General features: G+C 66.9%; 25 protein-coding genes. 14 read left to right on the top strand and 11 right to left on the bottom strand.

The annotated features are described in order from the left end of the window. Positions 1-35: 35 nt before the first annotated feature. The 9 genes from KYE46_RS14875 to KYE46_RS14915 form a co-directional block, all read right to left on the bottom strand. Positions 36-818, bottom strand: coding sequence for a crotonase/enoyl-CoA hydratase family protein (locus tag KYE46_RS14875; protein ID WP_219001598.1), 783 nt, complete (start codon positions 816-818; stop codon positions 36-38). A 2-nt stretch (positions 819-820) separates the two neighbouring features. Beyond that, entirely contained in the window at positions 821-1,675 is an 855-nt protein-coding gene (locus KYE46_RS14880; protein ID WP_219001600.1) for a hydroxymethylglutaryl-CoA lyase, read from the bottom strand. Beyond that, positions 1,668-2,339, bottom strand: a complete 672-nt coding sequence (locus tag KYE46_RS14885) for a glutathione S-transferase family protein (protein ID WP_247716851.1) — start codon at positions 2,337-2,339, stop codon at positions 1,668-1,670. Before KYE46_RS14885 ends, KYE46_RS14880 begins: the two co-directional genes overlap by 8 nt. Next, positions 2,336-4,264 (bottom strand): acetyl-CoA carboxylase biotin carboxylase subunit, encoded by a 1,929-nt coding sequence (locus KYE46_RS14890; protein ID WP_219001603.1) that lies wholly within the window; start codon positions 4,262-4,264, stop codon positions 2,336-2,338. The genes KYE46_RS14885 and KYE46_RS14890 overlap by 4 nt, the downstream gene beginning before the upstream one ends. A 155-nt stretch (positions 4,265-4,419) precedes the next feature. Beyond that, positions 4,420-6,003 (bottom strand): carboxyl transferase domain-containing protein, encoded by a 1,584-nt coding sequence (locus tag KYE46_RS14895; protein ID WP_428845091.1) that lies wholly within the window; start codon positions 6,001-6,003, stop codon positions 4,420-4,422. Positions 6,004-6,076: 73 nt separating this feature from the next. Continuing rightward, the gene (locus KYE46_RS14900; protein WP_219001607.1) at positions 6,077-6,640 is read right to left on the bottom strand and encodes a hypothetical protein; all 564 of its coding nucleotides are present in this window, start codon (positions 6,638-6,640) and stop codon (positions 6,077-6,079) included. After that, complete coding sequence (locus KYE46_RS14905; protein WP_219001609.1) at positions 6,637-6,927, bottom strand: hypothetical protein; 291 nt, start codon at positions 6,925-6,927, stop codon at positions 6,637-6,639. Before KYE46_RS14905 ends, KYE46_RS14900 begins: the two co-directional genes overlap by 4 nt. A gap of 115 nt (positions 6,928-7,042) precedes the next feature. Continuing rightward, positions 7,043-8,203 carry an isovaleryl-CoA dehydrogenase gene (locus KYE46_RS14910; protein WP_219001611.1) on the bottom strand — a complete coding sequence of 387 codons (1,161 nt, stop codon included), beginning with the start codon at positions 8,201-8,203 and terminating at the stop codon, positions 7,043-7,045. 133 nt (positions 8,204-8,336) lie between these two features. After that, positions 8,337-9,239 (bottom strand): NAD(P)H-dependent flavin oxidoreductase, encoded by a 903-nt coding sequence (locus KYE46_RS14915; protein ID WP_219001613.1) that lies wholly within the window; start codon positions 9,237-9,239, stop codon positions 8,337-8,339. Between the two features lie 420 nt (positions 9,240-9,659). On the opposite strand from KYE46_RS14915, the gene KYE46_RS14920 reads away from it, so the two are divergent. From KYE46_RS14920 to KYE46_RS14985, 14 genes are all read left to right on the top strand, one after another. Then, on the top strand, positions 9,660-10,583 hold the full coding sequence (locus tag KYE46_RS14920) for a PhzF family phenazine biosynthesis protein (protein WP_247716852.1): 924 nt from the start codon (positions 9,660-9,662) through the stop codon (positions 10,581-10,583). 202 nt (positions 10,584-10,785) lie between these two features. Beyond that, complete coding sequence (locus KYE46_RS14925) at positions 10,786-11,226, top strand: tellurite resistance TerB family protein (RefSeq protein WP_219001614.1); 441 nt, start codon at positions 10,786-10,788, stop codon at positions 11,224-11,226. Positions 11,227-11,277: 51 nt separating this feature from the next. Continuing rightward, entirely contained in the window at positions 11,278-12,054 is a 777-nt protein-coding gene (locus tag KYE46_RS14930; protein WP_219001615.1) for a phosphate/phosphite/phosphonate ABC transporter substrate-binding protein, read from the top strand. A gap of 93 nt (positions 12,055-12,147) precedes the next feature. Further along, positions 12,148-12,930: an ABC transporter ATP-binding protein gene (locus KYE46_RS14935; protein WP_219001616.1), complete on the top strand. Its 783-nt coding sequence runs from the start codon at positions 12,148-12,150 to the stop codon at positions 12,928-12,930. Positions 12,931-13,166: 236 nt separating this feature from the next. Beyond that, a complete protein-coding gene (locus KYE46_RS14940) occupies positions 13,167-13,895 on the top strand; it encodes a transporter substrate-binding domain-containing protein (protein ID WP_219001617.1) in 729 nt (242 codons plus the stop codon). Positions 13,896-14,111: 216 nt separating this feature from the next. Further along, the gene (locus tag KYE46_RS14945; RefSeq protein ID WP_219001618.1) at positions 14,112-14,993 is read left to right on the top strand and encodes an ABC transporter permease; all 882 of its coding nucleotides are present in this window, start codon (positions 14,112-14,114) and stop codon (positions 14,991-14,993) included. Between the two features lie 136 nt (positions 14,994-15,129). Then, entirely contained in the window at positions 15,130-15,969 is an 840-nt protein-coding gene (locus KYE46_RS14950; protein ID WP_219001619.1) for an ABC transporter permease, read from the top strand. An 81-nt stretch (positions 15,970-16,050) separates the two neighbouring features. Next, a complete protein-coding gene (locus tag KYE46_RS14955) occupies positions 16,051-17,403 on the top strand; it encodes a glutamine synthetase family protein (RefSeq protein ID WP_219001620.1) in 1,353 nt (450 codons plus the stop codon). 111 nt (positions 17,404-17,514) lie between these two features. Continuing rightward, complete coding sequence (locus tag KYE46_RS14960; protein ID WP_219001622.1) at positions 17,515-18,216, top strand: type 1 glutamine amidotransferase; 702 nt, start codon at positions 17,515-17,517, stop codon at positions 18,214-18,216. Positions 18,217-18,221: 5 nt separating this feature from the next. Continuing rightward, complete coding sequence (locus KYE46_RS14965) at positions 18,222-19,577, top strand: glutamine synthetase family protein (RefSeq protein WP_219005127.1); 1,356 nt, start codon at positions 18,222-18,224, stop codon at positions 19,575-19,577. Beyond that, entirely contained in the window at positions 19,570-19,857 is a 288-nt protein-coding gene (locus tag KYE46_RS14970) for a hypothetical protein (protein WP_219001623.1), read from the top strand. The genes KYE46_RS14965 and KYE46_RS14970 overlap by 8 nt, the downstream gene beginning before the upstream one ends. Continuing rightward, positions 19,854-21,149 (top strand): NAD(P)/FAD-dependent oxidoreductase, encoded by a 1,296-nt coding sequence (locus tag KYE46_RS14975; RefSeq protein ID WP_219001624.1) that lies wholly within the window; start codon positions 19,854-19,856, stop codon positions 21,147-21,149. Before KYE46_RS14970 ends, KYE46_RS14975 begins: the two co-directional genes overlap by 4 nt. 105 nt (positions 21,150-21,254) lie before the next feature. Beyond that, the gene (locus tag KYE46_RS14980; protein ID WP_219001626.1) at positions 21,255-22,466 is read left to right on the top strand and encodes a DegT/DnrJ/EryC1/StrS family aminotransferase; all 1,212 of its coding nucleotides are present in this window, start codon (positions 21,255-21,257) and stop codon (positions 22,464-22,466) included. Between the two features lie 177 nt (positions 22,467-22,643). Beyond that, the gene (locus KYE46_RS14985; RefSeq protein ID WP_219001628.1) at positions 22,644-24,005 is read left to right on the top strand and encodes an aminotransferase; all 1,362 of its coding nucleotides are present in this window, start codon (positions 22,644-22,646) and stop codon (positions 24,003-24,005) included. A gap of 105 nt (positions 24,006-24,110) precedes the next feature. Here the strand turns inward: KYE46_RS14985 and KYE46_RS14990 are convergent, their stop codons facing one another. Continuing rightward, entirely contained in the window at positions 24,111-24,341 is a 231-nt protein-coding gene (locus KYE46_RS14990) for a hypothetical protein (RefSeq protein WP_219001630.1), read from the bottom strand. Between the two features lie 80 nt (positions 24,342-24,421). Further along, a complete protein-coding gene (gene phaR / locus KYE46_RS14995) occupies positions 24,422-24,973 on the bottom strand; it encodes a polyhydroxyalkanoate synthesis repressor PhaR (protein WP_219001632.1) in 552 nt (183 codons plus the stop codon). Positions 24,974-25,124: the final 151 nt, after the last annotated feature.

Here is a 25,124-nt window from a genome sequence, read left to right on the forward strand (position 1 = left end):
GTCACGATCAGGTGGGCCGTGACATGGCGTGCGCCCTAGCCCTCGGACCACCGAGGTTTGCGCTTGTCGAAGAACGCCTCGATCCCCTCGCGCGCCTCCTGGCTTTCCCACCGGCTGACCAGCGCATCGATGGTCGCCGTGATCGCGCCGTCCGAGACCTGCCCGCCAAGGGTCGCGACCAGCGCCTTGCCCTCGGCCACGGCCCCCGGCGCGGCGGAGAGGTAGGGTTTGACCTCCGCCTCGATCGCCGCGTCCAGCTCCTCCGCCGGGACCACGCGCGCCAACAACCCGAGGTCCACCGCCTCCGCCGCGCTGAAACGACGGCCCGAGAAGAACACCCGCCGCGCCCGCGCCGCGCCCATGCGGGCGACGACGTAGGGCCCAATGGTGGCCGGGATCAGCCCCAGACGCACTTCAGTGAGGCCGAACTTCGCGCCCTCCACGCTGATGGCCACGTCACAGACCGACATCAACCCGATGCCGCCGCCGAAGGATTGCCCCTGGATACGTCCGATCAACGGTTTCGACAGCCGGTCCAGCGCGCCGAGCATCTCGGCCAGCGCCCGCGCCTCGCGCGCCCGTGTTGGCGCATCGGCCGCCATCTGGTCCTGCATCCAGCCGAGGTCGCCACCGGCACAGAAGCTCGGCCCCGTGCCGGTAAGGACGACCACCCGCACCGCCGGGTCACGACCCAACCGCTCGGCGGCTTGGGTCAGCTCGGCAATCATCGCCGCGTTCATCGCGTTGTGCACGTCGGGCCGGTTCAGCCGCAGCACCGCAACACCCCGCTCGTCAACGTTGATGTGTACCGTTTCCATGGTCAGACCCTCCGTACAGATTTAGCGATTTCAGCGGCTTGCGTGATGACGTTCACGTCGAGACCGGTGTCGCATTCCCGCTCGCGCAGATGCGCGTCGAGCGCCTCGGTCGCGACATTGCCCGCCGCGCCCGGCGCGTAGGGACAGCCGCCGAGGCCGCCGACTGCGGCATCGAAAACCCGCAGGCCGCGCGCCAGCGCCACGTCGACATTCTCCAGCGCGCGCCCGGCGGTGTCGTGGAAATGCCCCGCCAGCCGGTCGGCCGGCATCTCTTCCAGCACCGCCGCCAGCATGGCATCGACCCGCTCCGGCAACCCGCGCCCGAGGGTATCCCCAAGCGAGACCTCGTAGGCCCCCATGTCGCGCAGGGCCGCGACCACCCGCGCCACGTCCCCCGGCGCCACCTCGCCGTCAAACGGACAGTCGGTGACGCAGGAGACATAGCCACGCATCGGCATCCCCTCCGCCTTCGCCGCCGCGGCCACGTCGGCGAACCGTGCGAGGCTCTCATCGATCGTGGCGTTGAGGTTGGCCTTGGAGAAGCCTTCCGACGCGCTGCCGAAGATCGCGATCTCGTCAGCCCGTGCTTTCACCGCACCGTCGAAGCCGCGCATGTTGGGCGTCAGCGCCGCGTAGCTTACGCTCTCCACCCGGTCGATCTGCGCGAGGACATCGGCCCCGTCCGCCATCTGCGGCACCCATTTGGGCGAGACGAAGGAGGCCACCTCGATCCGCCGGAACCCCGCCTGGGACAGCATGTCGATCAGTGCCACCTTGTCCGCGGTGGAGATCAACCGCGCCTCGTTCTGCAACCCGTCTCGCGGGCCGACTTCGAAAATCTCGACTTGTTCAGTCATCGCTCGGCACCTCGTAAAAATCCTTGGCGTAGAAGGCCTGTGGCCCCTCGATCTCCGCCGCTGCCTGAAAGCCCGGCCGCGCCTGCAAGCGCTCCCAGTAGGCGAGCAGCCCCGGCCATTGCTCCATCCGCACGTAGTAGGGCGCGGCGAAGAGGTTGAACCCCATCATCGCATCCGCCGCCGAGAAGCCCGAGGGCAGCAGGTAGTCGCCCGCCACCATCCCGTCGAGCGCGCGCAGGGTGTCCGCCAGCCGCAGCGTGTTCAGCTTGACCACGGTGGGCGAGGGCTTCGCCGGCGGGCGCAGGAACAGGTGGTTGAGGTTCAACTGCTCGATCAGCGAGGCCATGGTCTCGGCGAACCCCATCGCCTCAAGGTAGGCCACCCGGTCCGCATGCCCCGGCGCACGGCCGAACCCATGCTCGGGACGGCTCTCGCAGAGGTATTGCAGGATCGCGGCGCTCTCGAAGATGGTGATCCCGTCGATCTCCAGCGCCGGGATGCGCCCGGCCGGGGAATGGTCCAGCAGTTCCGGCGCACGCATGCCCTTGCTGCCGATCTCGTAGCGGATGATCTCGGGCGTGATCCCCATCTCCTGCAGCAGCCAGAGCACCCGGAACGACCGGCCCCAGGGCACGTGGTGCAGCCGCACGTGATCGGCGCTCACCCCTCCTCCTCCAGTACGATCAGCGCCGCGCCGGCCTCCACCTGCGCGCCTGCCTCGGCCAGCACCTCGGCCACCTTGCCGTCGCGCCCGGCGGTCAGAACATGCTCCATCTTCATTGCCTCCAGAACCGCCAGCCGGTCGCCCGCGGCAACCTCGGCCCCGGCCTTCACGAAAACTGCCTTCACCAGCCCCGGCATCGGCGCCACGACCTGCCCCGCCGATGCGCCCGGCCCCGTGCTCACGTCCAGCGGATCAGGCAGCGTGAAGTGGTAGTTGTTGCCCCAGAAGACCGAAAGCCCGGCGTCATGGCGCACAACCTCGGCCGGCACGGGCGTGCCGTCCACGGCCCATCCGACCGCGCCCCACGTCACCTCATGGGTCGCCGCGTCGGAGACGACCGTCGCCCGGCCTTCCCCCTCGACGGAGACCTTCAGCAGCTCCGGCTCGCCCTCGAACGCCAGCGTGACCGAGTGCTCAAGCGGCGCCCAGAGGCTGAAGCCCTGCACCACATCCGCATCCATTTCCATCGCGCCCACGGCCGCCACGGCGCGGCAGCGCGAACAGGGCACCGGCGCCACCGACAGGGCCTCGACTTCGCGGTCGATCAAGCCGGTGTCCACCTCACCGCGCCCGAAGCCCTCGTGTCGCGCCAACGCCCGCAGGAAGGCCAAATTAGTAACCGAGCCCGCCACCTGCGTATGCGCCAGGGCCTGCTCCAGCTTCGCCAGCGCGATCTCGCGCGTCGCGCCATGGGTGATCAGCTTGGCGATCATCGGATCGTACCAGGGGCTGATCTCGTCACCCTCGCGCACGCCGGTATCGGCCCGCACCCCTGCAGGGAAGGCCAGGTGGGTCAGCGTGCCAGTGGCGGGCAGAAAGCCTTTCGGCACATCCTCGGCATAGAGCCGCGCCTCGAAGGCATGACCCTGGATCGAGAGGTCGTCCTGCGCCTTGGGCAGAGGCTCGCCCGCGGCCACCCGAAGCTGCCACTCCACGAGGTCGACCCCGGTGATCGCCTCCGTCACCGGGTGCTCCACCTGCAGGCGGGTGTTCATCTCCATGAAGTAGAACCGATCGGCGCGCAGCCCGTCGGAAGCATCGACGATGAACTCCACCGTGCCCGCACCCTTGTAGCCGATGGCTTCCGCCGCGCGCACCGCCGCCTGCCCCATCGCGGCGCGCATCTCCTCGGTCATGCCCGGCGCCGGCGCCTCCTCGATCACCTTCTGGTGGCGCCGCTGCAGTGAGCAGTCCCGCTCGAACAGATGGACGGCCTTCTCGCCGTCACCAAAGACCTGCACCTCGATGTGCCGCGGGGTGGAGACGTATTTCTCGATCAGCACCGCGTCGTTGCCGAAGGCCGTCGCGGCCTCGCCCTGCGCGCTGGCCAGCGCATCGGCGAAATCCTCCGCCCGGTCGACACGCCGCATCCCCTTGCCGCCGCCGCCCGCCACGGCCTTGATCAGCACCGGATAGCCGATCTCTCCGGCCCGCGTCGCAAGGTCATCCTGGGCCTCGCCGTGGTAGCCCGGCACCACCGGCACGCCCGCCTCTTCCATCAGCGCCTTGGCCGCGTCCTTCAGCCCCATCGCCCGGATCGCCTCGGCCGAGGGCCCGATGAACACCAGCCCTGCCGCCTCCACGGCCTCCACGAAATCGGGGTTCTCCGAAAGGAACCCGTAGCCCGGATGCACCGCCTCGGCGCCCGTCGCCCGCGCCGCCTCGATGATCGCCTCGCCGCGCAGATAACTCTCCTTGGGGGCCGCGCCGCCGATATGCACCGCCTCGTCGGCCATCTGCACATGGCGCGCGCCCGCGTCCGCGTCGGAATAGACCGCCACCACCCGTACCCCCATGGCGCGGGCCGTGTCGATCACTCGGCAAGCAATCTCGCCCCGGTTCGCAATCAAGATCTTCCTGAACATCCCTCAGCTCCTTCCGAGCATTCAACCATCCGCGCCGCACCTCCGCGGCTCTCGCCAAACCCGACCGGCACCATAGGCATCCGGCCCGGGGACGCCCGCAGCGCTCCCCTTCATCTTGGCCAGTACAACTCAATCCCGGCCTCTCAGCCCGCGCCTCACATCCGGAAGAGGCCGAACTTCGTCTCCTCAATCGGTGAATTCAGCGCCGCCGCCAGCGACAGGCCCAGAACCTCGCGCGATTTTCGCGGGTCGATCACCCCGTCATCCCAGAGCCGCGCGCTGGCATAGAGCGGGTGCGACTGCGCCTCGAACATGTCGATGGTGGGCTGCTTGAAGGCCGCCTCCTCCTCTGCGGACCAGCTCTCGCCCGCCCGTTCGATCGCGTCGCGCTTGACCGTGGCCAGCACCCCGGCCGCCTGCGCCCCTCCCATGACCGAGATCCGCGCATTGGGCCAGGTCCAGAGGAACCGCGGCGAATAGGCCCGCCCCGCCATGCCGTAGTTGCCCGCCCCGAAGGAGCCGCCGACCAGCATCGTCACCTTCGGCACCGAGGTCGTGGCCACCGCCGTCACCATCTTTGCACCATGGCGCGCGATGCCCTCGTTCTCGTATTTCCGCCCGACCATGAAGCCGGTGATGTTCTGCAAAAAGACCAGCGGGATCTTGCGGGCCGAGCACAGCTCCACGAAATGCGCCGCCTTCTGCGCCGCCTCGGAAAACAGCACGCCGTTGTTGGCGATGATACCCACCGGCAGGCCCATGACCTCGGCGAAGCCGCAAACGATGGTCTCCCCGAAACGCGCCTTGAACTCGTCGAAATAGCTGTCGTCCACCACCCGCGCGATGACCTCGCGGATGTCGTAGGGCGTGGTCAACGAGGCCGGCACCACCCCGAGCAGCTCGTCCGGGTCATAGGCCGGCGCCCGGCCGCCGAGGCTCACGCCATAGCTTTCGCTGAACCCCTCGAGCGAGCCCACCGCGCGGCGCGCCAGCGCCAGCGCATGGGCATCGTCCTCCGCAAGGTAGTCCGCCACGCCCGAGAGCCGCGTGTGCACGTCGCCGCCGCCCAGGTCCTCGGCCGAGACGACCTCGCCCGTGGCCGCCTTCACCAGCGGCGGCCCGGCGAGGAAGATCGTGCCCTGCTCCTTCACGATGATCGAGACATCGGCCATCGCCGGCACGTAAGCGCCGCCGGCGGTGCAGGAGCCCATGACCACGGCGATCTGCGCGATCCCCTTGGCGCTCATCCGCGCCTGGTTGTAGAAGATCCGCCCGAAGTGGTCGCGATCCGGAAAAACCTCGTCCTGGTTGGGCAGGTTCGCCCCGCCACTGTCGACGAGGTAGACGCACGGCAAATGACACTCCTCGGCGATCTCCTGGGCGCGCAGGTGCTTCTTGACGGTGATCGGATAATAGGTGCCCCCCTTCACGGTGGCATCGTTGCAGATCACCATCACCTCGCGCCCGTGGATCCGCCCCACGCCCGCGATCACGCCGCCACAGGGCGCGGCCCCGTCGTAGAGCCCGTGCCCCGCCAGCGCGCCCACCTCGAGAAACGGCGAGCCCGGGTCGAGCAGGTTCGCCACCCGCTCGCGCGGCAGCATCTTCCCGCGCGAGACATGCCGATCCCGCGACCGCGCGCCACCGCCCGCCGCCGCCGCTTCGGCCGCCTCCGACACCACGCGCAACGCCTCGAGATGCGCCGCCCGGTTGGCCTTGGCCTGCTCCGAGCCGGCCATGAATTGCGAGTTCAGTTTCACTGCTTCATCCCTTTCCGCCCGTCCTTAGACGGTCCAACCCTCCGCGCCCGCGCTAATCCACGCGCGCCAGATCGCTCATTTCTTCCCAATCCAGAGGCCCCACGGCCCCCATCAACCGCGCCACCTGCCAGGCATGCACCGCCTCTTCGAACTTCAGCGCCGCTTGGAAACTGTCGCACCAGAGGCCACGTCGATAATCCCACCCGGCGCATTCGTCCCCCGCGTCTTGCCCGTGCGCCAAGGCCCAGACCCGCGCGTAAAGCGGCGCAAGGGATCCCGTGAGCTCCTCTGGCGCCGGCAAGACCTCTCGCAGCGCGGCACTTCGCGCCTCCAGCCCTTCCCGCAGCCGCCGCTGGCAGATCAGAGAGTTGCGCGAGACCTCGCAGATGCCCATCGCAAGATACCCGCAGTGCTGCACCCAATGGACGTTGGTCTCACCGAGCCGCCAATCCGCTCCATAGCCCGGCCCTTGCAATGCCGCCTCGAACGCACCCATCGCATCGGGCAGGCAGACTTCGAACCGCGGCGTCTCCGGTGCGCCGTCGCCCCAGGATTGCGCCGCGCTGGCCCCGGCACTCAGCATCAGCGCCGTCGTAACAACCCACAAGCGCCTCACGTCGCATCCTCCCCGAGCACCAGCGCCTCATCGACCGGCACGCCCCGCGCGTCCACCGCCACGAACCAGGCCTCTTCGCCCTCGGCTTCGCAGACCACGATCAGATGCACCCCCTCGATGCCCGACGGCACCCCGTAGCAATCGCTGAGCGCCCGTCCCGTTTCAGCCACGTATTCCGCCGCATGGCGCGCGATGATCTCGCTTTCGCTCGGCGGCGCCATCACGACGCCGAGGTACAGCCCAAAGGCCCCGGCCAGCGCCAGCAGCGCCGCCAACGGAAGGAGCATCCCCCGCGTCACCGTCCGCGCCCCGCCACGGCACGCCTCACGCGCGCCGCGTCAGGCAGGCACAGCGCCAGCCCCTTCATCTTTTCGAAAATACGGAACACGACATGCGCCACGCTCACATCATCCCCATCAACTCGCGACCGACCAACATGCGCCGGATTTCACTGGTCCCGGCGCCGATCTCCATCAGCTTGGCATCGCGGAACATCCGGCTCACCGGGGCGTCGTTCATGAACCCCGCTCCGCCCATCGCCTGCACCGCCTGATGCGCCACCTTCATCCCCTCTTCCGAGGCGTAGAGCACGCAAGCCGCCGCGTCCTGCCGCGTCACCTGCCCCCGGTCACAGGCCCGGGCAACCTCGTAGGCATAGGCCCGCGCCGAGTTCATGCTCGTATACATATCCGCAATCTTGCCCTGCATAAGCTGGAAGTCGCCGATCGGCTGGCCGAACTGCTTGCGCTCCTTCATGTAGGGCATCACCTCGTCAAGGCACCCCGCCATGATCCCGATGTTCACGCCGCTCAGTACCACGCGCTCGTAGTCCAACCCGCTCATCAGCACGCGCACGCCGCGCCCCTCTTCGCCGAGCACGTTCTCGAAGGGCACCTCCACGTCCTCGAAGACCAGTTCCGCCGTGTTGGAGCCGCGCATCCCCATCTTGTCGAAATGCGGGCTGGTGCTGAAACCCACCATCTCCTTCTCGATCAGGAAGGCGGTGATCCCCTTGCTGCCGGCCTCCGGGTCAGTCTTGGCATAGACCACCAGCGTGTCGGCGTCAGGGCCGTTGGTGATCCAGTATTTCGTGCCGTTCAGCACGAAGCGGTCGTTGCGCTTCTCGGCCCGCAGCGACATGGAGACGACGTCGGACCCCGCTCCCGCCTCGGACATCGCCAGCGCACCGATATGCTCGCCGGAAACCAGCCGCGGCAGGTACTTTTCCTTCTGCTCGGGCGATCCGTTCAGTTTGATCTGGTTCACGCAGAGGTTCGAATGCGCCCCGTAGGACAGGCCGATCGAGGCCGAAACCCGGCTGATCTCCTCCACCGCGACCAGATGCGCGAGATAGCCCATCCCCGCGCCGCCGTATTCCTCTTCCACGGTCACACCAAGAAGACCCAGCTCGCCCATCTCGGGCCAGAGTTCGTTGGGAAAAGCGTTGTCAGCATCGGTGGAAGCGGCCAGCGGCTTCACACGCTCCTGCGCCCATCCATGCACCATGTCGCGCAGGGCATTCACGTCTTCGCCCAGATCAAAACTCATCGAGCCCAGAAACATCGCCCGCTCCTCCCATTAATTGAACGCTTGTTCATTTAAACCCTACGCCGTCCCGAGTCAAAGTCAAACCGGCGCGACGGGTCGTCACTGAAAGCACTCGGCGCCCCACCGCACAGACAGGCACGCCTACGCCTCACCGCTCTGCCAGAATTCCGGGACCGGCTTCCAGACAGGCCCGCGCCGCGGCAGGGATCTCGGCGACGATCTCGCCCGCCCCCTGTTCCTGCCGCACAAGGCCGACACCCTGCCCCGCCCAGAGCGACATGGCCGCCACGTCGCCCGTTGTGCCCGGCAGCGGCGTGTAGCTTTGGTAGCGCAGCACCGGCGCGCCTCCCGGTCGCGCGCCCACCGCCTCGCCCTCGCCGGGGCGCGTGCCGGGCGGCCCCGCGCCCGCATCCCGCCACCTCTCCGATGTCGCATTGCGCAGCGTCCGATGCGGCGCATCCGGCCAGCCGCCGTCGTAGAGGTCCCGGTACCATTCCGTGTCCGCCTCCGACGCTGCCAGCACCCGCGCCCGATAGGTTGCGTGGATCGTCGCCTCGCGGCTTGCAAGAAACCGTGTCCCAATCCAGACGCCCGACGCGCCCAGCATCAGTGCCGCCGCCATGCCGCGCCCGTCGGCAATCCCTCCCGCCGCGACGACGGGAATCGAGACCGCATCGACCATCGCCGGCACCAGCGCCAAGGTGCTGACCTGTCCCCAGACGTGCCCGCCGGCCTCCCATCCCTGCGCCACGATGATGTCGGCCCCGGCGTCCTCGGCCGCCAGCCCCTCCGCGACGGTGCCGACGCTCAACATCACCATCAGCCCCGCCGCCTTCGCCCGCGCGATGGCGCCCGGGTCCATCCCCCAGAAGAACGACACCCCATGCACCCCGGCCGCGACACAGGTCTCGAGCGCCGCCTCATAGGGCTGCGACAGGTTCAGGTTCACTGCAAAGGGGCGATCGGTCAGGGCCTTGACCGCCGAGATACCCTCCGCGACCTCCTCCGTCGGCTTCCCCCACAGAGGGATTACCCCGTAACCCCCCGGCATCACAGACCGCTGCCACCAACTCCGGCCCCGCCGCCCCGCCCATGGGCGCCGAGAGGATCGGCACGTCGACCCCAAGCATCTCACATAGCCCTGTCGCCATTCGCTCCCCTCCCGGAAAAAGACCTCCACTAGATCTTCTCCCATCGGGGCCCACAAACACGTCTCAAGTCAACGCTCGCGCCGCGATGCCCACGGGCACCCCGTGTAAACACCCTTCATCTTTTCCCAAATACGGCCCCCGGAGGGTCCGCCCCATCAGCCTGCGCCCGGCCCGAATGATTGGAGCGCGCCCGTACAGCACGGAGCGCATAACCACGTCGCAATCGCCCATGCCCTAGCCAGCAGGGCGATGCTCACAGACGCCAATGCCGTAACACCAACCCCGAGCAACCCCCGCGATGATGGCCATCAACCATTGTCATGTCTGCCCCCCTTGCGCCGCGGGTGCAGGCGCGCGACCGTGCCGGAAACGCGGAGGCTCACATGCTCGATTTCCACATCTACGACGTCTTCACCGACACGCCCTTCACCGGGAACCCGCTCGCCATCGTCGAGGGCGCCGATGACCTGAGCACCGCGCAGATGCAGACCATCGCGCGGCAGTTCAACCTGTCGGAGACGATCTTCATCCAAACCCCGGACGACCCCGCCCACACGGCAAAGGTCCGCATCTTCTTCCCAACCGCCGAGATCCCCTTCGCCGGCCACCCGACCATCGGCTGTGCCCTGCATCTGGCGGAGAGCTCGGCGCAAGTGGTACTGGAGGAAGTCGCAGGCCTCGTGCCCGTCACCATCCTCGACGGCACCGCCGAGTTCACCGCGCCGAAAATTCCTCGTGCGCAGGAGGCAACGCCCGACCCTGCCACCATGGCCGCCGCCCTCGGCCTGCCGCCCGCCGACCTCGCCCCGACCGCGATCGGGCACTTCGAGGGTGGGCCGTCGTTCCTCTATGTCGAACTCGCCACGCTCGACGCGCTGTCGCGCTGCCGCATCTCCGAGCCAGCCTACACTGACGTCATGAGGGCATCAGGCGGCACGGGGGCGATCTATGCCTATCTGCCGACCGGGCCGAACGCGATTCAGGGTCGGATGTTCGACCCGCCCGCCGGGATCACAGAGGATCCCGCGACAGGCTCCGCCACTGCGCTCCTTGCGGGGCAACTCAACGCCGTCGGCGGGCTGCCTGCGACCGGCACAACCGCCTTCGCCCTGCGGCAAGGGGTCGAGATGGGACGCCCTTCGAACCTGCGCCTGACCATCGACACCGCCGAGGGCGAGATCGAGGCCGTGCGTGTCGCGGGTCAGGCGGTCAAGATCGCCAGCGGCCAGATCCGCATCCCCTGAAGCGCGCCGTGGCCCCGTCTGGCGTCGCTTCCTCTCAAACGCTTCGCTTGGGGGCGAGGGTAGGATTCCGTATTTGGAAAAAGGTGAAGGGAGGACGTCGTGTCCAGACGGCGGCGTTCGCGCAGCACGCTTGGCTTGGAAAGGCTTCGCGGTTGATGTCTTGACCCTTCCCCCTGCCACAACGCGTGCCTATACTTATGGAATGATATCCGATCTCCTCAATCGCCTTCTGGCGCCCGCCCCCGAACCGCTTTCCCAAGCTGACGCGCGCCTCGCGCTTGCCGCGCTGCTCGTGCGGGTGGCCCGCTCCGACGGCGACTATGCCGCGGTGGAAATCTCGCGGATCGACGCGCTTCTTGCCGACCGTTATGACCTCTTGCCCGGCCAGGCCAAGACCCTGCGCGCGCAGGCCGAGGTGCTGGAGGCGCAGGCCCCCGATACCGTCCGGTTCACCCGCGCGATCAAGGATGCGGTGGATCACGACGACCGTCTCGACGTGGTCGAGGCGCTGTGGGACATCGTGCTGGCGGATGGCGAGCGGGACGAGGATGAAGACGCGCTGATGCGCCTCGTCGCCCCGATGCTCGGCATCAACGATCGCGACAGCAACCTCGCGCGCCGCCGGGTCGAGGCGTCGCGCTGATCCTCGACACCGGCAAGCCGCACGCGGCAAACCCTACGGAAACCCTCCTCAATGCTCGCCACCTTGCCGATGTATCTGCGCGCCGAGACGCGTGCGGCCCATGACGCTTTCTACGCCCTGATCCGCGACGTCCTGCGCGACACCGGCCAGCCCGCGCCCGACCGGCTGGATCACGTGACACCCCATACCGCCACCTGGACCCGTGCCGATCTGCTTCTCGGACAGATCTGCAACCTGCCTTACCGCGCCCATGTCCACCGGCACACCCATCGCGTCGGCACTTGCGATTACGCCCTGCCCGACACACCACCGGGTCACTACTTCTCGTACTTCGTCACCCGCGCCGACGACCCGCGCGATACGCCCGCGGCCTTTGCCCATGGGCGCCTTGCGGTAAACGAGGCCCATAGCCACTCCGGGTGGGGCGCCGCGTGGAACTATGGTCGCGACCATGGGTTTGCCTTTACCAAGGCGGTCCTGACCGGCGCCCATAGCGCCTCGGCCATCGCCTTGGTCGAGGGTCGCGCCGATATCGCCTGCATTGATGCGATCAGCTGGCAGATGATCCAGCGCTACGATGCTACAGCGCCACGGCTACGGATCATCGCCCGCACCGCTCCGTCGCCGGGGCAGACCCTGATCACCGCGCGCGGTAACGATCCTGCTGCGTTGCGGCGCGCCGTCGATGCGGCTCTCATCGCGCTGCCTGCGCCTCATCGCGAGACGCTGATGCTTCGCGGCGTCGTGACGCTGCCCGACGCGGCTTACCACGACTTGCCGCTGCCTGAGCCCGTACCGATCGACCTGCCGACCGCGCGCAGCGCCTGAATCCGCCGCGTTCCCTTGCGGCACCTGCGCCTTGATTGTTGCATTTCCGGAGCATTTCGGCACAACTCGATCGAAACTCAGGGACGATACCACGTGACAGACGCCACCCCCCCCGTGATCGAGATCAACGGTTTGCACAAAAGCTTCGGCGCGCTCGACGTGCTGAAAGGGGTCGATCTCACCGCGCGGGCGGGCGACGTGGTGTCGCTGATCGGTTCCTCGGGCTCCGGCAAATCAACGCTTCTGCGCTGCGCCAACCTTCTGGAGGACAGCCAGCGCGGCGAGATCATTTTCGAGGGCGACCCGATCCGCTGGAAAGGCGAGGGTCACAACCGCCGCCCTGCCGACGCCGAGCAGGTCCGCCTGATCCGCACCAACCTCTCGATGGTGTTCCAGAGCTTCAACCTCTGGTCCCACATGACCGTCCTGCAGAACGTCATGGAAGCCCCGGTCACAGTTCTGGGCGAGGATCGCGTTGAGGTCGAGGACCGCGCCCGCGCCCTGCTCGACAAGGTCGGTATCGGCGCAAAATGCGAGGCATGGCCATCGGAGCTGTCCGGCGGCCAGCAACAGCGCGCCGCCATCGCCCGCGCGCTCTGCATGGAGCCCCGCGCGCTGCTTTTTGACGAGCCGACCAGCGCGCTCGATCCGGAATTGGAGCAGGAGGTGATCCGCGTCATCCGCGATCTGGCCGAGGAAGGCCGGACGATGATCCTCGTCACCCACGACATGCGCATGGCGCGCGATATCTCCTCCCACGTTATTTTCCTGCATCAGGGCGTGATCGAGGAACAGGGGGCGCCCACCGAGCTTTTCGGCAACAACGCGCAGTCCGAGCGTCTGCGCCAGTTTCTCAGCCACTCCGACGCGGCCTGAAGGATGGGCCGGCGGGCGGGTATCGGATTGCCACTCGAGAGCGGCGGCACCTTGCTTGCCGTAACGCCACTTCGCCCCATGCCCATGGCGGAGGTTGACGAACAGCGCGCGAGACTGTCCCGTAACCCCACGAATACCCGCCTGACCACGCTCCGGACAGGCGCGGGCGTAGACGACCCCATCGCGCTATGCGAGATTGGGTTACCAATTAGCTAACCAACAGGGAGTATCCCGCAATGAAAAAACTGATTCTCGCCACAACGGCACTGACGCTGACCGCAGGCATGGCCATGGCCGACGGCCACTCCGTCGTGCGCATGGGCACCGAAGGCGCCTACCCCCCCTACAACTTCATCAACGACGACGGCGAGGTCGACGGCCTCGAGCGCGCTCTCGGCGATGAACTCTGCGCCCGCGCCGAGCTGACCTGCGAATGGGTCACCAACGAGTGGGACAGCATCATCCCGAACCTGACGTCGGGCAACTACGACACCATCATCGCCGGCATGTCGATCACCGACGAGCGCGATGAGGTCATCGACTTCACCCAAGCCTATATTCCCAACACGCCGACGCTCTTCATGGGCATGGATGAGGATCTGGAACTCGACGGCGCGGTGATCGCGGCTCAGACCAATACCATTCAGTCGGCTTACCTCGCCGAGCTGGAAGGCGTGACCCTGCTGGAATTCGCCACGCCTGACGAATCCGTGGCCGCTGTGCGCAACGGTGAGGCCGACGCGGTCTTCGCCGACAACGACTTCCTCACCCAGATTGCTGACGAAGACAGCGACCTGATGATCATCCTAGAGCCTGTCACCCTCGGCGGCGGAATCGGCATGGGCCTGCGCGAAGGCGACGAGCTGATCGAGGTCTTCGACGCAGCAATCACCTCGATGAAGGAAGACGGCAGCCTGAACGAACTGCTCATCGAGTGGTTCGGTGAGGACGCCCTGACCTGGTAAGACCGGCCCTCTGCGGAGGACCGGAGAAAAACCTGAGGCGCGGTCGATAGCACCGCGCCTCTACCGCAACAGAGACCGAAATTCGCCTGCTTAAGCCCCATATTCGTTCAATAAACCCTCGGAGCCGCGCCGCTCCTCCCCGCCACCCGGCATTGCCACGCCCCTCCCTTCACCTTTTCACAAATACGAAAATCCTCAGGCCCGCCGCACCCACCCATGTTCAGCTTCTGCTCCGATCCTTCGACCCTCGACACCTTCCGCTGGTTCAGCTGCTACCTGACCAACGGCGTGCACATGCTGTTCTACCAATCCTTCCTGACCGTGGGCCTCCTGCTGGCCATCGCCGCGCCCCTCTCGCTTGCCATCGGCTTCGCCGCGGCCACCGCGAGCCGCGCGCACAACCTGCCCGCCCGCGTCGTCGGCAAGACCTACACCGCGATGGTACGCGGCGTGCCGGACATCGTCTTCTTCCTGTTCTTCGTCCTCGTCCTCGATCAGGGGATCGAGTACCTCCGCCACATCATAACCTGCCCCGACTGGGACGAGCCGATCCGCCAGGGTGCCAATTTTCTCGTCTGCGACGCCGCCCGCACGCCGCAGGGCAATGCACCGCAATGGGTGCACGAAGCCTACAACTTCGGCCTTGCCACCTTCACCTACGCCATCGTTTTCGGCGCCTTCTGCGGTAACGTGCTCTACGGCGCGATGAACGCGGTGCCGAAACCGCAACTGGAAACCGCCGCCGCCTACGGCATGTCCCAGCGTCAAGTCTTCTGGCACATCCTCGTGCCGCAAATGTGGATCTACGCACTGCCCGGCCTGTCGAACATCTGGATGATCCTGATCAAGGCCACGCCCCTGCTGTTCCTGCTCGGCATCGAGGACATCGTGTACTGGGCGCGCGAGATCGGCGGCTCGCGAAACTCGCGCTTCGCCTATCCGCATCCCGACTGGCGCTTCTGGTACTTCCTCGGCCTGCTGGTCTTCTACCTCTGCTTCACCCGCGTGTCGGAAATCGTCCTCGCTCGCCTGACCCGCCGCCTCTCGCGCGGCCAAGCCACCGCCGGCGGCGAGGCCCTGCGCAAGGCCGCCGCATGACCCGCCCCGCCGTGCCCTCCGCCCGCCCCGCGAAGACTTTTGCAAAAGTCTTCCCAGAGCCTTGCAAGGCACTGCCCACGCCCTTGCAAGGGCGTGCCAAATCCCTTGCAAGGGATTTCCACCCCGGAGCCTGCCGATGAGCTGCGTTGAAACGATCCAATCCTACGCCCTGCGCTCGATCGGCTATGGCGAGCGCGCCCTGCCCCAGGGCGAGGTGTCGCTGTGCGAACAGATCGTGCTGATCGGCTCGGGCATGATCTGGAACATCTACTTCGGCGTTCTGGCGCTGGCCTTCGGCTTCTTCTTCGCCGTCACGCTGGCCGTGGCCAAGGCCTCACCGCGTGCCGTGCTGCGCAAACCGGCAGAATGGTTCATCTTCCTGTTCCGTGGCTCGCCGCTCTTCATCCAGTTCTTCATGGCCTACGAGGCCTTCGTCATGCTGCCACGCACCGGTGTGGAATTCGAGCTCTTCGGCATCGCCATCGAGGCCGAGACCCGCTGGTTCGCCCGCGCCTGGCTCGGCGCACTGATCGTACTCTTCTGCAACACCTCCGCCTATGCGGCCGAGATCTTCTACGGGGCGCTGCGCTCGGTCCCGAAAGGCGACATGGAAGCCGCCGACGCCTATGGCCTCACCGGCTGGAAGAAATTCCGCCGCATCACCTTCCCGACCACGATGCGCCTGGCCTGGCCCGCCTATACCAATGAGGCGATCTTCCTGTTCCATGCCACCGCACTGGTCTTTTTCAGCTCCTTCCCCGCCATGCAACAACGCGGCGACGCGCTCTATTACGCCTCCTATTTCGCCGACAGGACGTTCAACCCCTTCGTCCCCTACCCGATCGTGGCGGTCTATTTCATCCTCGTGGCGCTCGCCGTCATCGCGCTCTTCGGGGCCATCAACGCGCGGCTGAACCGGCATCTGCCCCGCGACCAGCGGCGCCGCCTGCGCCCGCGCCTGAACCTGATCCGCTGAGCGAGCCGTCAAACGCCGCTTGCGAGGTTCCGGCGCCGCGCGTACTGAAGATGCCGTAGCCTCCTCACCCAAGTGTGTCCCATGACGACCCCCCAGGCCCCGGCCGATTTTCTCCACGACAACCCGCAGATCAAATCCATCCGCATGGTCGCCGCCGACCTCAACGGACAGGCCCGGGGCAAACGGGTGGCACGGCGCTTCGCCACCAAGGCGATCGAGAATGGCACCCGCTTCCCCTATTCCGTCCTCAACCTCGACATCTGGGGCGAGGACATCGACGACAGCCCGCTGGTGTTCGAGGCGGGCGACCCCGACGGCATCCTCTACCCCACCTCCCGCGGCCTCGTCCCGGTGCCCTGGCTCGACACCCCCACGGCGCTCCTGCCGATCTGGATGTTCCACGATGACGGCACCCCCTACCTCGGCGACCCGCGCCACGCGCTGGCCCGCGTGGTGGACCGCTACAAGGCCCGCGGCCTGACCCCCGTGGTCGCCACAGAACTGGAGTTCTACATCATCGACGACCGGGGCCGCGAACTGCGCGTGCCGCCGTCGCCCCGCTCCGGCATCCGCCGCCAGCAGGCCGAGATCCTCGCCCTGCGCCAACTCGATGCCTTCGACACCTTCCTCACCGCGCTCTATGACGCCTGTGACGCGATGGATATTCCCGCCGACACGATGATCTCCGAGGCCGGCCCCGGCCAGTTCGAGATCAACATGGACCACCAGGCCGACGCCATGAAAGCCGCCGACGACGCCTGGCTCTTCAAGGTGCTGACGCGCGGCCTCGCCCGCTCCCACGGCTTCGCGGCGAGCTTCATGGCCAAACCCTATCCCGACTACGCCGGGAACGGGCTGCACACCCACTTCTCCGTACTCGACGCGGACGGAAACAACGTCTTCGACAACGGCGGCCCCGAGGGCTCCGAGACCCTGCACCACGCGATTGCCGGCTGTCTGAACGCCATGCCCGGCTCGATGCTGATCTTCGCCCCCCACGCCACCAGCTACGACCGCTTCGTGCCCGGCGCCCACGCCCCCACCGCCGCCGCCTGGGCCTACGAGAACCGCACCACCGCGCTGCGCATCCCTGCAGGCAGCCCGCAGGCCCGCCGGATCGAGCACCGCGTGGCGGGCGGCGACATCAACCCCTACCTCTTCCTCGCCGCCGTCCTCGGCGCCGCTCTCGACGGGATCGAGCAGGGCCAGCCCCCCGCGCCCGCCATCCAGGGCAGTGCCTACGGCGCCGACCTGCCGCAACTCCCCCTCACCTGGGCCGAGGCGATCGAGGCCTTCGACGCCTCGCCTGAGATCGCCCGCATCTTCGCCCCCGAACTGCGCGACACCTTTCTCGCCACCAAGCGCCAGGAGCTTCATTACATGGCCGAACTGTCGCCAGAGGAACAACAGGAACTCTACCTCGATACCGTCTGACCCGCCCCCCTTCATCTTTTCACAAATACGGCGGGGGGATTGGGGGGCTGGCCCCCCAACTGCTACACTGCCCCAAACGACCACTCCGACCTCCAACCACGCGAGCCTCCCATGCACCTCGGCATCCTCCAGACCGGCCATGTCCCCGACGAAGTCGCGCGAACCGACGGCCCCTACGCCACGCTGTTCCACGACCTGTTCGCCCACCGCGGCTTCACCCAGACGCTCTGGTCCGTGGTCGACGGCGACTTCCCCGACAGCCCGCAGGCGGCCGACGCCTGGCTTGTGACCGGATCGAAACACGGCGCCTACGAGGATCACCCCTGGATCCCGCCGCTGGAGGACTTCATCCGCGCGATCCAGGACGCCGAAATCCCCCTCGTGGGCTCCTGCTTCGGCCACCAGATCATCGCCCAGGCCCTTGGCGGCAAGGTCGAGAAATTCCCCAACGGCTGGTCCGTCGGCCGCACCGAATACCGGATCGGCGACCAGACCTTGAATCTCAACGCCTGGCACCAGGACCAGGTCACCCGCCTTCCCGAAGGCACCACGGTCCATGGCGCCTCGGACTTCTGCGCCCATGCGGTCATCGCCATCGGCCCGCGGATCCTCTCCACGCAGCCGCACCCCGAGTTCGAGAACTCCGTCATCGCCACGCTGATCGACCTCAAGGGCGACGTCGTGGAGCCTGAAAGGGTCGAGGCCGCGCAAGCCGCCCTGGACAAGCCAAACGACAACCGGCTGATCGCCGACTGGATGGCCGACGTGCTGGAAGGCGCAGACGCCACGCAACCCAGGGATTTCTCCAAATGAACCCGATGGATGCGTTTCACGACAAGCTGCCCGATGTCGCGCGTGCCTATCTCGAGGGGCGCACCCTCGATGAGGTCGAATGCATCGTCTCCGACCTCGCGGGCGTGGCGCGCGGCAAGGCCATGCCAGGGGCGAAATTCGCGCGCCAGGCACAGTTCTACCTGCCCAACTCGATCTTCTTCCAGACCATCACCGGCGACTGGGCTGACGACGTGGCGGGCGGCTTCACCGAGCCCGACATGATCCTGACGCCCGATTTCGACACCGCCCTGCCCGCCCCCTGGACGGCGGACTGGACGCTGCAGGTGATCCACGACATCCACGACCAGAACGGCGATCCGGTCAGCTTCGCGCCGCGCAACGTGCTCAAACGCGTGGTCGATCTCTACAAGGCGCGCGGCTGGCAGCCGATCGTGGCCCCCGAGATGGAGTTCTACCTTGTCGCTCCGAACACCGACCCGGCGCGCGAGATCGAGCCGCCGATGGGCCGCTCGGGTCGGCGCGCAGCGGCGCGGCAGGCCTATTCCATGTCCGCCGTCGACGAATACGGTCAGGTCATCGACGACATCTACGACTTCGCCGAGAGCATGGGGCTGGAGATCGACGGCATCCTGCAGGAGGGCGGCGCCGGACAGATCGAGCTAAACCTCCGCCACGGCGACCCGGTGAAGCTCGCCGACGAGATGTTCTACTTCAAGCGGATGATCCGCGAGGCAGCGCTGCGCCACGACATGTACGCCACCTTCATGGCCAAGCCTATCGCCGGAGAGCCCGGCAGCGCGATGCACATCCACCACTCGGTCGTCGATGCCGCGACGGGGCAGAACATCTTCTCCGATGCCCAGGGCGCCGAAACGCCCGCGTTCCTGCATTTCATCGGCGGGATGCAACGCAACATGCCGGCCGTGATCGCGCTGCTGGCGCCCTACGTGAACAGCTACCGCCGCTACGTCCCCGACTTCGCCGCGCCGATCAACCTCGAATGGGGCCGCGACAATCGCACCACGGGGCTGCGTGTCCCCGTATCGGACGCCGCCGCGCGCCGGGTGGAGAACCGCCTGCCGGGGATGGATTGCAACCCTTACCTCGGCATCGCCGCGAGCCTCGCCACCGGCTACCTTGGCCTGATCGAGGGGGAAGGCCCGTCCGAGGAATTCACCGGCGACGCCTATTCCGCCGACAGTGGCGTGCCGCGCGGGCTTGGCGACGCGCTCGGACTTCTGGAAGCGAACCGCGGCGTGCGGCAGGTTCTCGGCGAGGATTTCTGCACCATCTATTCCGCCGTCAAACAGTTGGAATACAACGAATTCCTCCATGTCATCAGCCCTTGGGAGCGGGAGCACCTGCTGATGAATGTCTGAGACGATCCCCGGCAGCCCGGCGTGGTGGATCGAGACCGCGCTGATCGCCGCCAGCGGCGGGGCGCTTGCGTTGCTGCTGTGGGACGGGCCGATATGGCGGGCTCCACCGTCGACGCTCTCGACATCTCAATCCCCTGAACCGGTCGCCGCCGCCGCCGACCCGCGGCCCCGGACACTGGCCGATTTCGTCGACGCCGGATGCCTCACCCAGGATCACCTGCGCGCATTGGTTGAGGGACGGCGGATCAGCATCGCCTGCCCGACGGAGACCACCCCATGAGCGCGCTTTATCGCAACGACCGCCCCGGCCAGCACGCGCCCTCGGTCTATGCCGCGGAGGTCATGGCGCCCGAGCGGCCGCCCCTGACCGGCGAGGTTCGGGCCGACGTCGCGGTCATCGGCGCCGGGTTCACCGGCCTCTGGGCCGCCCTGACACTGGCCCGCGCCGGTCGCTCCGTTGTGGTGCTAGACGCACACCGGGTGGGCTTCGGCGCCTCGGGTCGCAACGGCGGACAGGTCCACTCCGGGTTCAATCTCAGCCAGCGCGCGCTGGAGGAACGGCTTGGGCAAGACCGCGCCCGCGCGCTTTGGGACCTCTCCGAAGCCGCCAAGGTACAGCTCCGCGAGGTCTGCGCCGCCGCTCCCGAAACCCATTACCGTCCCGGCGTGGCCCACGGGGAATACGGCGCACTCGACCTTGCCGAAGCGCGGCTCGAGGCCGATCACATGGCGCGCCACTACGGCACGCAGATCGAGGTCATGGGCCGCGATGCGTTCGCCGAACTGGTCAAGGCTCCGGCCTATGTCGGCGGCACGCTGGACGAGAGCGGCGGCCACCTGCAGCCGCTGGCCTACGCGCTGGCCTTGGCGCGCATGGCCGAAGCCGCTGGCGCCGTGATTTTTGAGCGGACCGAGGTCAGCGACGTGGCGCGCGGGCACCGTGTCCGCCTGCAGACCCCGCGGGGCCGCGTCGACGCGGGCCATGTCATCGTTGCGGGCAACGGCTACCTGCCGAACATCCTGCCCGAGGTGAACCGGCGGGTGATGCCGATCAATTCCTTCATCGCCGCCACCAAGCCCTTGCCCGATCGCTGGCAGGAAGTGCTGAGCCGCGATATCGCAGTGTCCGACAGCAAGTTCGTGGTGAATTACTATCGTTTTGACCACCAGAAGCGCTTCCTCTTCGGCGGGCGCGAGAGCTATTCCATTGGCTTCCCGCGCGACATCCAGACAGCTCTGATAGCTCGGATGGAGCGGCTGTTCCCGCAGCTTCAGGGCGTGCGGATCGACCATGTCTGGGGCGGCTCCCTCGGGATCACGCCCTCGCGCCTGCCACACGTCGCGCGCGTGGCGCCCAACATCCTGTCCGGCGCCGGTTTCTCGGGCCATGGCGTCTCCCTGAGCGGCATGGCAGGCCGGGTCATGGCCGAGGCCGTTCTGGGCCAGGACGCGGGGTTGAGCACCTTCGAAGCTCTGAAAATCCCAACGTTTCCAGGGGGAACCGCGCTGCGAGCGCCGATCCTCACCCTCGCGATGAGCTGGTACGCGTTGCGCGATCGCATCGGCCTCTGAGCAATTTTCCGGCGTTTGACCGCCCCCGCGATGTTGTCGCTTTCCTGTCGCGTCCGGCTGATTGTATAAGCAAATCGAAATCGCACATTCCAAAATGGTGAAACTATGTCTTCGCAGCCCGCTCCGAACGTTTATGACGCCGAACCGATCCCCGAGACCGCCCGCGCCGAGATCGACCGCCTGCTGCAGAGCGGCGACCTGTTCCGCTACACCGCCCCTGAGGATGCGCCCGTCGCCCTGCTGGAGCGCGAGTTCGCGCAGATGATGGGCACGAAATACGCGCTGGCCGTCTCGAGCTGCTCGGCGGCGCTGTTCCTGTCTCTGGAGGCCTTGGGCCTCGGGCGCGACGCCAAGGTGATGATCCCCGCCTTCACCTTCGCCGCCGTCCCCTCGGCCATCGTGCACGCGCGCATGCAGCCGGTGCTCTGCGAGGTGGGCGAGAACTACCGCGTCGACATGACCGACTTCATGACGAAGTTGCCGGGCGTTCAGGCGGTGCTGATCAGCCACATGCGAGGCCACACCTCGGACATGGACGCCATCGCGGCGGCCTGCGATGCCGCCGGCGTGCCGCTGATCGAGGACGCGGCTCATTCCCTCGGCACCGAGTGGCATGGACGCAAGATCGGCACCATCGGCCGGGTCGGCTGCTTCTCGTTCCAGTCCTACAAGATGATCAATGCCGGCGAAGGCGGGATCATGATTACCGATGACGCCGACCTGGTGGCGCGCGCGGTAATTATGTCGGGCGCCTACGAGCACAACTGGTCGAAGCACGGCGACGACGCCGAGCTGGTGGAAGCCTTCGGGCGCTGGCAGAACAAACTGCCGCTCTACAACCTGCGCATGCAGAACCTGAGCGCGGCGGTGATCCGCCCGCAACTCGCGGAGCTGCCGCGCCGGGTACGCGACGGGCGCCGCAACCACGACTACGTGGCCGCGGCCCTGAACGCCTCGGAATGGATGAGCGTCCCCGACCCCCTCGGCCCCGAGGAGCGGGCGCCGGATTCGATCCAGTTCAACCTGCAGGGCTTCGACGGCGACGCGGAAGCGCGCGCCTTCGCCGATGCCGCCGCGGCGCGGGGTGTGAAGGTGCAGATCTTCGGGCTGAGCACGGACAACGCGCGCGCCTTCTGGAACTGGCAGTTCATCCCCGGCGATCTACCGGACCTGCCGCAGACCCGCGCAATGCTGATGCGCGCCTGCGACGCCCGCCTGCCCGCACGACTGCAGAAGGCGGATCTCGATCACATCATTGACGCTCTGCTCTCGGCGGCCGAGGACGTGAAGGACCCAACCCGCGCCTTCGGCACCTGAACGCGCCAAATCTTTTGCAAAAGATTTGCCCACGCCCTTGCAAGGGCGTGTGGCAGAGCCTTGCAAGGCTCTGGAGCAGGGTTTTGCAAAACCCTGCGAGCGGACGGCGCAACATCGCTATTGAGGGCGCCGTGGCAGGGGCGTAGCGTCGGCTCGATCTGACACGGAGGTGCTGCCATGACGACCCATTCCCCTAATTCCTGGGAAGCCCGCGCCGAGGCCCATGCGCTTTACGGTTTCACCGACCTCCCCTCCGTGAGGGAGCGCGGCACGGTCGTGGTGACCCATGGCGAGGGGCCCTACATTTTCGACACGCAGGGCCGCAAATACCTCGACAGCAACTCCGGCCTCTGGAACATGGTGGCGGGGTTCGACCACCCCGGCCTCGCCGAAGCAGCCAAGGCGCAGTATGACCGCTTTCCGGGCTACCACGCCTTTTTCGGCCGCATGTCGGACCAGACCGTGGCCCTGTCAGAGCGACTGATCGAGGTCAGCCCCTGGGACCGCGGCAAGGTGTTCTACACCAACTCCGGCTCCGAAGCGAATGACACGCTGGTCAAGATGCTCTGGTTCATGGGCCGCGCCGAGGGCACGCCGGCCAAGCGCAAGATCCTGACCCGCGGCAATGCCTACCACGGGGTGACGGCCGTTTCGGCTTCGATGACCGCAAAGCCCTATAACGAGGTTTTCGGCCTGCCGCTCGACGGGTTCATCCACCTCACCTGCCCCCACTACTGGCGCGAGGGCATGGAGGGCGAGAGCGAGGCCGAATTCACCGCCCGTCTCGCGGCCGAGCTGGAGGAGGTCATCAACCGCGAGGGCGCTGACACCATCGCCGGCTTCTTCGCCGAGCCGGTCCTGGGCGCCGGCGGCGTCATTCCGCCCCCCGAGGGCTATTTTCAGGCGATGCAGGCGGTGCTGCGCAAGCATGGCATCCCGCTGATCTCGGACGAGGTCATCTGCGGCTTCGGGCGCACCGGCAATATCTGGGGCTGCGAGACCTACGATTTCGTGCCCGATGCGATCATCTCCTCCAAGGCGCTGACCGCCGGCTATTTCCCCATGGGAGCGGTGATGCTCGGCCCCGAGATGGCGGACCGGTTGCAGGCGGCGATCGATCCGATCGAGGAATTCCCCCACGGCTTCACCGCCAGCGGCCACCCGGTGGGCTGCGCGGTGGCGCTGAAGGCGATCGACGTGGTGCTTGAGGAAGGTCTGCTCGAGGCCGTGCGCGCCGGCGCGGGCCGGATGGAGCAGGGTTTGCGGGCGATCGCGGCCCATCCCAACATCGGCGAGTTGCGCGGGATCGGCTACATGTGGGCGCTGGAGGCCGTGCGCGAGGGCAAGACGCCTTTCGAAGGGGATCTGAGCGTCTCGGAGCGGATCGCCAATACCTGCACCGATCACGGGTTGATCTGCCGGCCCCTGGGGCAATCGGTGGTGCTCTGCCCGCCGTTCACCCTGACGGACGGGCAGATGGACGAGATGTTCGAGAAGCTGGATGCCGCGTTGCGGAAGGTGTTCGCGGAGATCACGTGACGGCGTTCGAGGCGGGGCACGGGAATCCCGTATTTATGAAAAGGTGAAGCGGTAGCGCGGCGAGTTGACCGCGGGCCGCAGCGCGCCTGAGCCGTGGCGGTTACGTCAGGGGGTGTTGAGGACTTCCTGGCAGCGGGTGTGAGCGGCGGTGACGCGGTCCATCTCGTAGAAATGATCCGGATTGGTGGGCTGCGCGACGGCGGCCATGGTGCGTGCCGCGGTGGCGAGGCGGGCTGCTGCGGCGGCGCGTTCGGACGCGTCTGGCGCGGTTTCGCACAGCGCATAATCCGCCATCGCGGATTGGTAGAGGCTCATCTCGTCAGAGCCGCTTTCCATTCCGAAAATTGGTGCGAGAAGACCGCAGGATGCGGTCGAGGACACCGCGAGGGCGAGGCAGAATAAACGGATCAGGGGCATTACATCTTACTGAGTTTGGCTTGCAGTTCAGCGAGTTGGCGCTTGATCGCGTCCAATTCTTCCGAGGGGGATGCATCGTCATCGGGGGCCGCTTTGGAGCCTTGCCCGCCGCTTGCTGCGCCACCGGTCATCGCGTTGAAGAAGGCCTCTTGTTGCGCGCGCATGGCGTCGAAGCCGGGCATGGAGGCCATCGGGTTGATTGCGGCCATGTTGTCCATGATCGTGCTCTGGCCCTCTTTCAGCATCTCGAAACTGGAGGCGAGGAACTCGGGCACCACGGAATGGGCCTGGGTCGTGTAGCTGCGTACCAGATCGGTCAGCACCGAGATCGGCAGAACTGATTCTCCCCGCGATTCGTGGTCGGCCACGATCTGCAGCAGGTACTGGCGGGTCAGGTCATCACCGGATTTGAGGTCCACGATCTTCACCTCGCGGCCGTCACGGATGAAGCCTGCAATGTCTTCCAGCGTGACGTAGTCAGAGGTTTCCGTGTTGTACAGCCGACGGCTGGCGTAGCGCTTGATGAGAAGCGGCTCGGGTGTGTCGGTCATTAACGTTGCCCTCCTCCGATTGTTTTGCGGTGCAGCATTTGTAGCCTACGCTGCCTGTCAGGGAATGCAATCGGTGGTTTTTGCCTGCGGATGAAAGGGTTTGCGCGGTTCTTATAGACGAATGCCGACCAGTCGGCCCCGCGATCAGTGG

Origin of the sequence: Gymnodinialimonas ceratoperidinii, assembly GCF_019297855.1 — a bacterium.
Lineage (GTDB): Bacteria > Pseudomonadota > Alphaproteobacteria > Rhodobacterales > Rhodobacteraceae > Gymnodinialimonas > Gymnodinialimonas ceratoperidinii.

Excerpts from the sequence above, each read along its gene's own strand:
- KYE46_RS14875 (WP_219001598.1), bottom strand. The coding sequence starts at position 818 with ATGGAAACGGTACACATCAACGTTGACGAGCGGGGTGTTGCGGTGCTG.
- KYE46_RS14880 (WP_219001600.1), bottom strand. The coding sequence starts at position 1,675 with ATGACTGAACAAGTCGAGATTTTCGAAGTCGGCCCGCGAGACGGGTTG.
- KYE46_RS14890 (WP_219001603.1), bottom strand. The coding sequence starts at position 4,264 with ATGTTCAGGAAGATCTTGATTGCGAACCGGGGCGAGATTGCTTGCCGA.
- KYE46_RS14895 (WP_428845091.1), bottom strand. The coding sequence starts at position 6,003 with ATGGCCGGCTCGGAGCAGGCCAAGGCCAACCGGGCGGCGCATCTCGAG.
- KYE46_RS14905 (WP_219001609.1), bottom strand. The coding sequence starts at position 6,927 with ATGCTCCTTCCGTTGGCGGCGCTGCTGGCGCTGGCCGGGGCCTTTGGG.
- KYE46_RS14910 (WP_219001611.1), bottom strand. The coding sequence starts at position 8,203 with ATGTTTCTGGGCTCGATGAGTTTTGATCTGGGCGAAGACGTGAATGCC.
- KYE46_RS14915 (WP_219001613.1), bottom strand. The coding sequence starts at position 9,239 with ATGCCGGGGGGTTACGGGGTAATCCCTCTGTGGGGGAAGCCGACGGAG.
- KYE46_RS14920 (WP_247716852.1), top strand. The coding sequence starts at position 9,660 with ATGTCTGCCCCCCTTGCGCCGCGGGTGCAGGCGCGCGACCGTGCCGGA.
- KYE46_RS14925 (WP_219001614.1), top strand. The coding sequence starts at position 10,786 with ATGATATCCGATCTCCTCAATCGCCTTCTGGCGCCCGCCCCCGAACCG.
- KYE46_RS14930 (WP_219001615.1), top strand. The coding sequence starts at position 11,278 with ATGCTCGCCACCTTGCCGATGTATCTGCGCGCCGAGACGCGTGCGGCC.
- KYE46_RS14940 (WP_219001617.1), top strand. The coding sequence starts at position 13,167 with ATGAAAAAACTGATTCTCGCCACAACGGCACTGACGCTGACCGCAGGC.
- KYE46_RS14945 (WP_219001618.1), top strand. The coding sequence starts at position 14,112 with ATGTTCAGCTTCTGCTCCGATCCTTCGACCCTCGACACCTTCCGCTGG.
- KYE46_RS14950 (WP_219001619.1), top strand. The coding sequence starts at position 15,130 with ATGAGCTGCGTTGAAACGATCCAATCCTACGCCCTGCGCTCGATCGGC.
- KYE46_RS14955 (WP_219001620.1), top strand. The coding sequence starts at position 16,051 with ATGACGACCCCCCAGGCCCCGGCCGATTTTCTCCACGACAACCCGCAG.
- KYE46_RS14960 (WP_219001622.1), top strand. The coding sequence starts at position 17,515 with ATGCACCTCGGCATCCTCCAGACCGGCCATGTCCCCGACGAAGTCGCG.
- KYE46_RS14965 (WP_219005127.1), top strand. The coding sequence starts at position 18,222 with ATGGATGCGTTTCACGACAAGCTGCCCGATGTCGCGCGTGCCTATCTC.
- KYE46_RS14970 (WP_219001623.1), top strand. The coding sequence starts at position 19,570 with ATGTCTGAGACGATCCCCGGCAGCCCGGCGTGGTGGATCGAGACCGCG.
- KYE46_RS14975 (WP_219001624.1), top strand. The coding sequence starts at position 19,854 with ATGAGCGCGCTTTATCGCAACGACCGCCCCGGCCAGCACGCGCCCTCG.
- KYE46_RS14980 (WP_219001626.1), top strand. The coding sequence starts at position 21,255 with ATGTCTTCGCAGCCCGCTCCGAACGTTTATGACGCCGAACCGATCCCC.
- KYE46_RS14985 (WP_219001628.1), top strand. The coding sequence starts at position 22,644 with ATGACGACCCATTCCCCTAATTCCTGGGAAGCCCGCGCCGAGGCCCAT.
- KYE46_RS14990 (WP_219001630.1), bottom strand. The coding sequence starts at position 24,341 with ATGGAAAGCGGCTCTGACGAGATGAGCCTCTACCAATCCGCGATGGCG.
- phaR (WP_219001632.1), bottom strand. The coding sequence starts at position 24,973 with ATGACCGACACACCCGAGCCGCTTCTCATCAAGCGCTACGCCAGCCGT.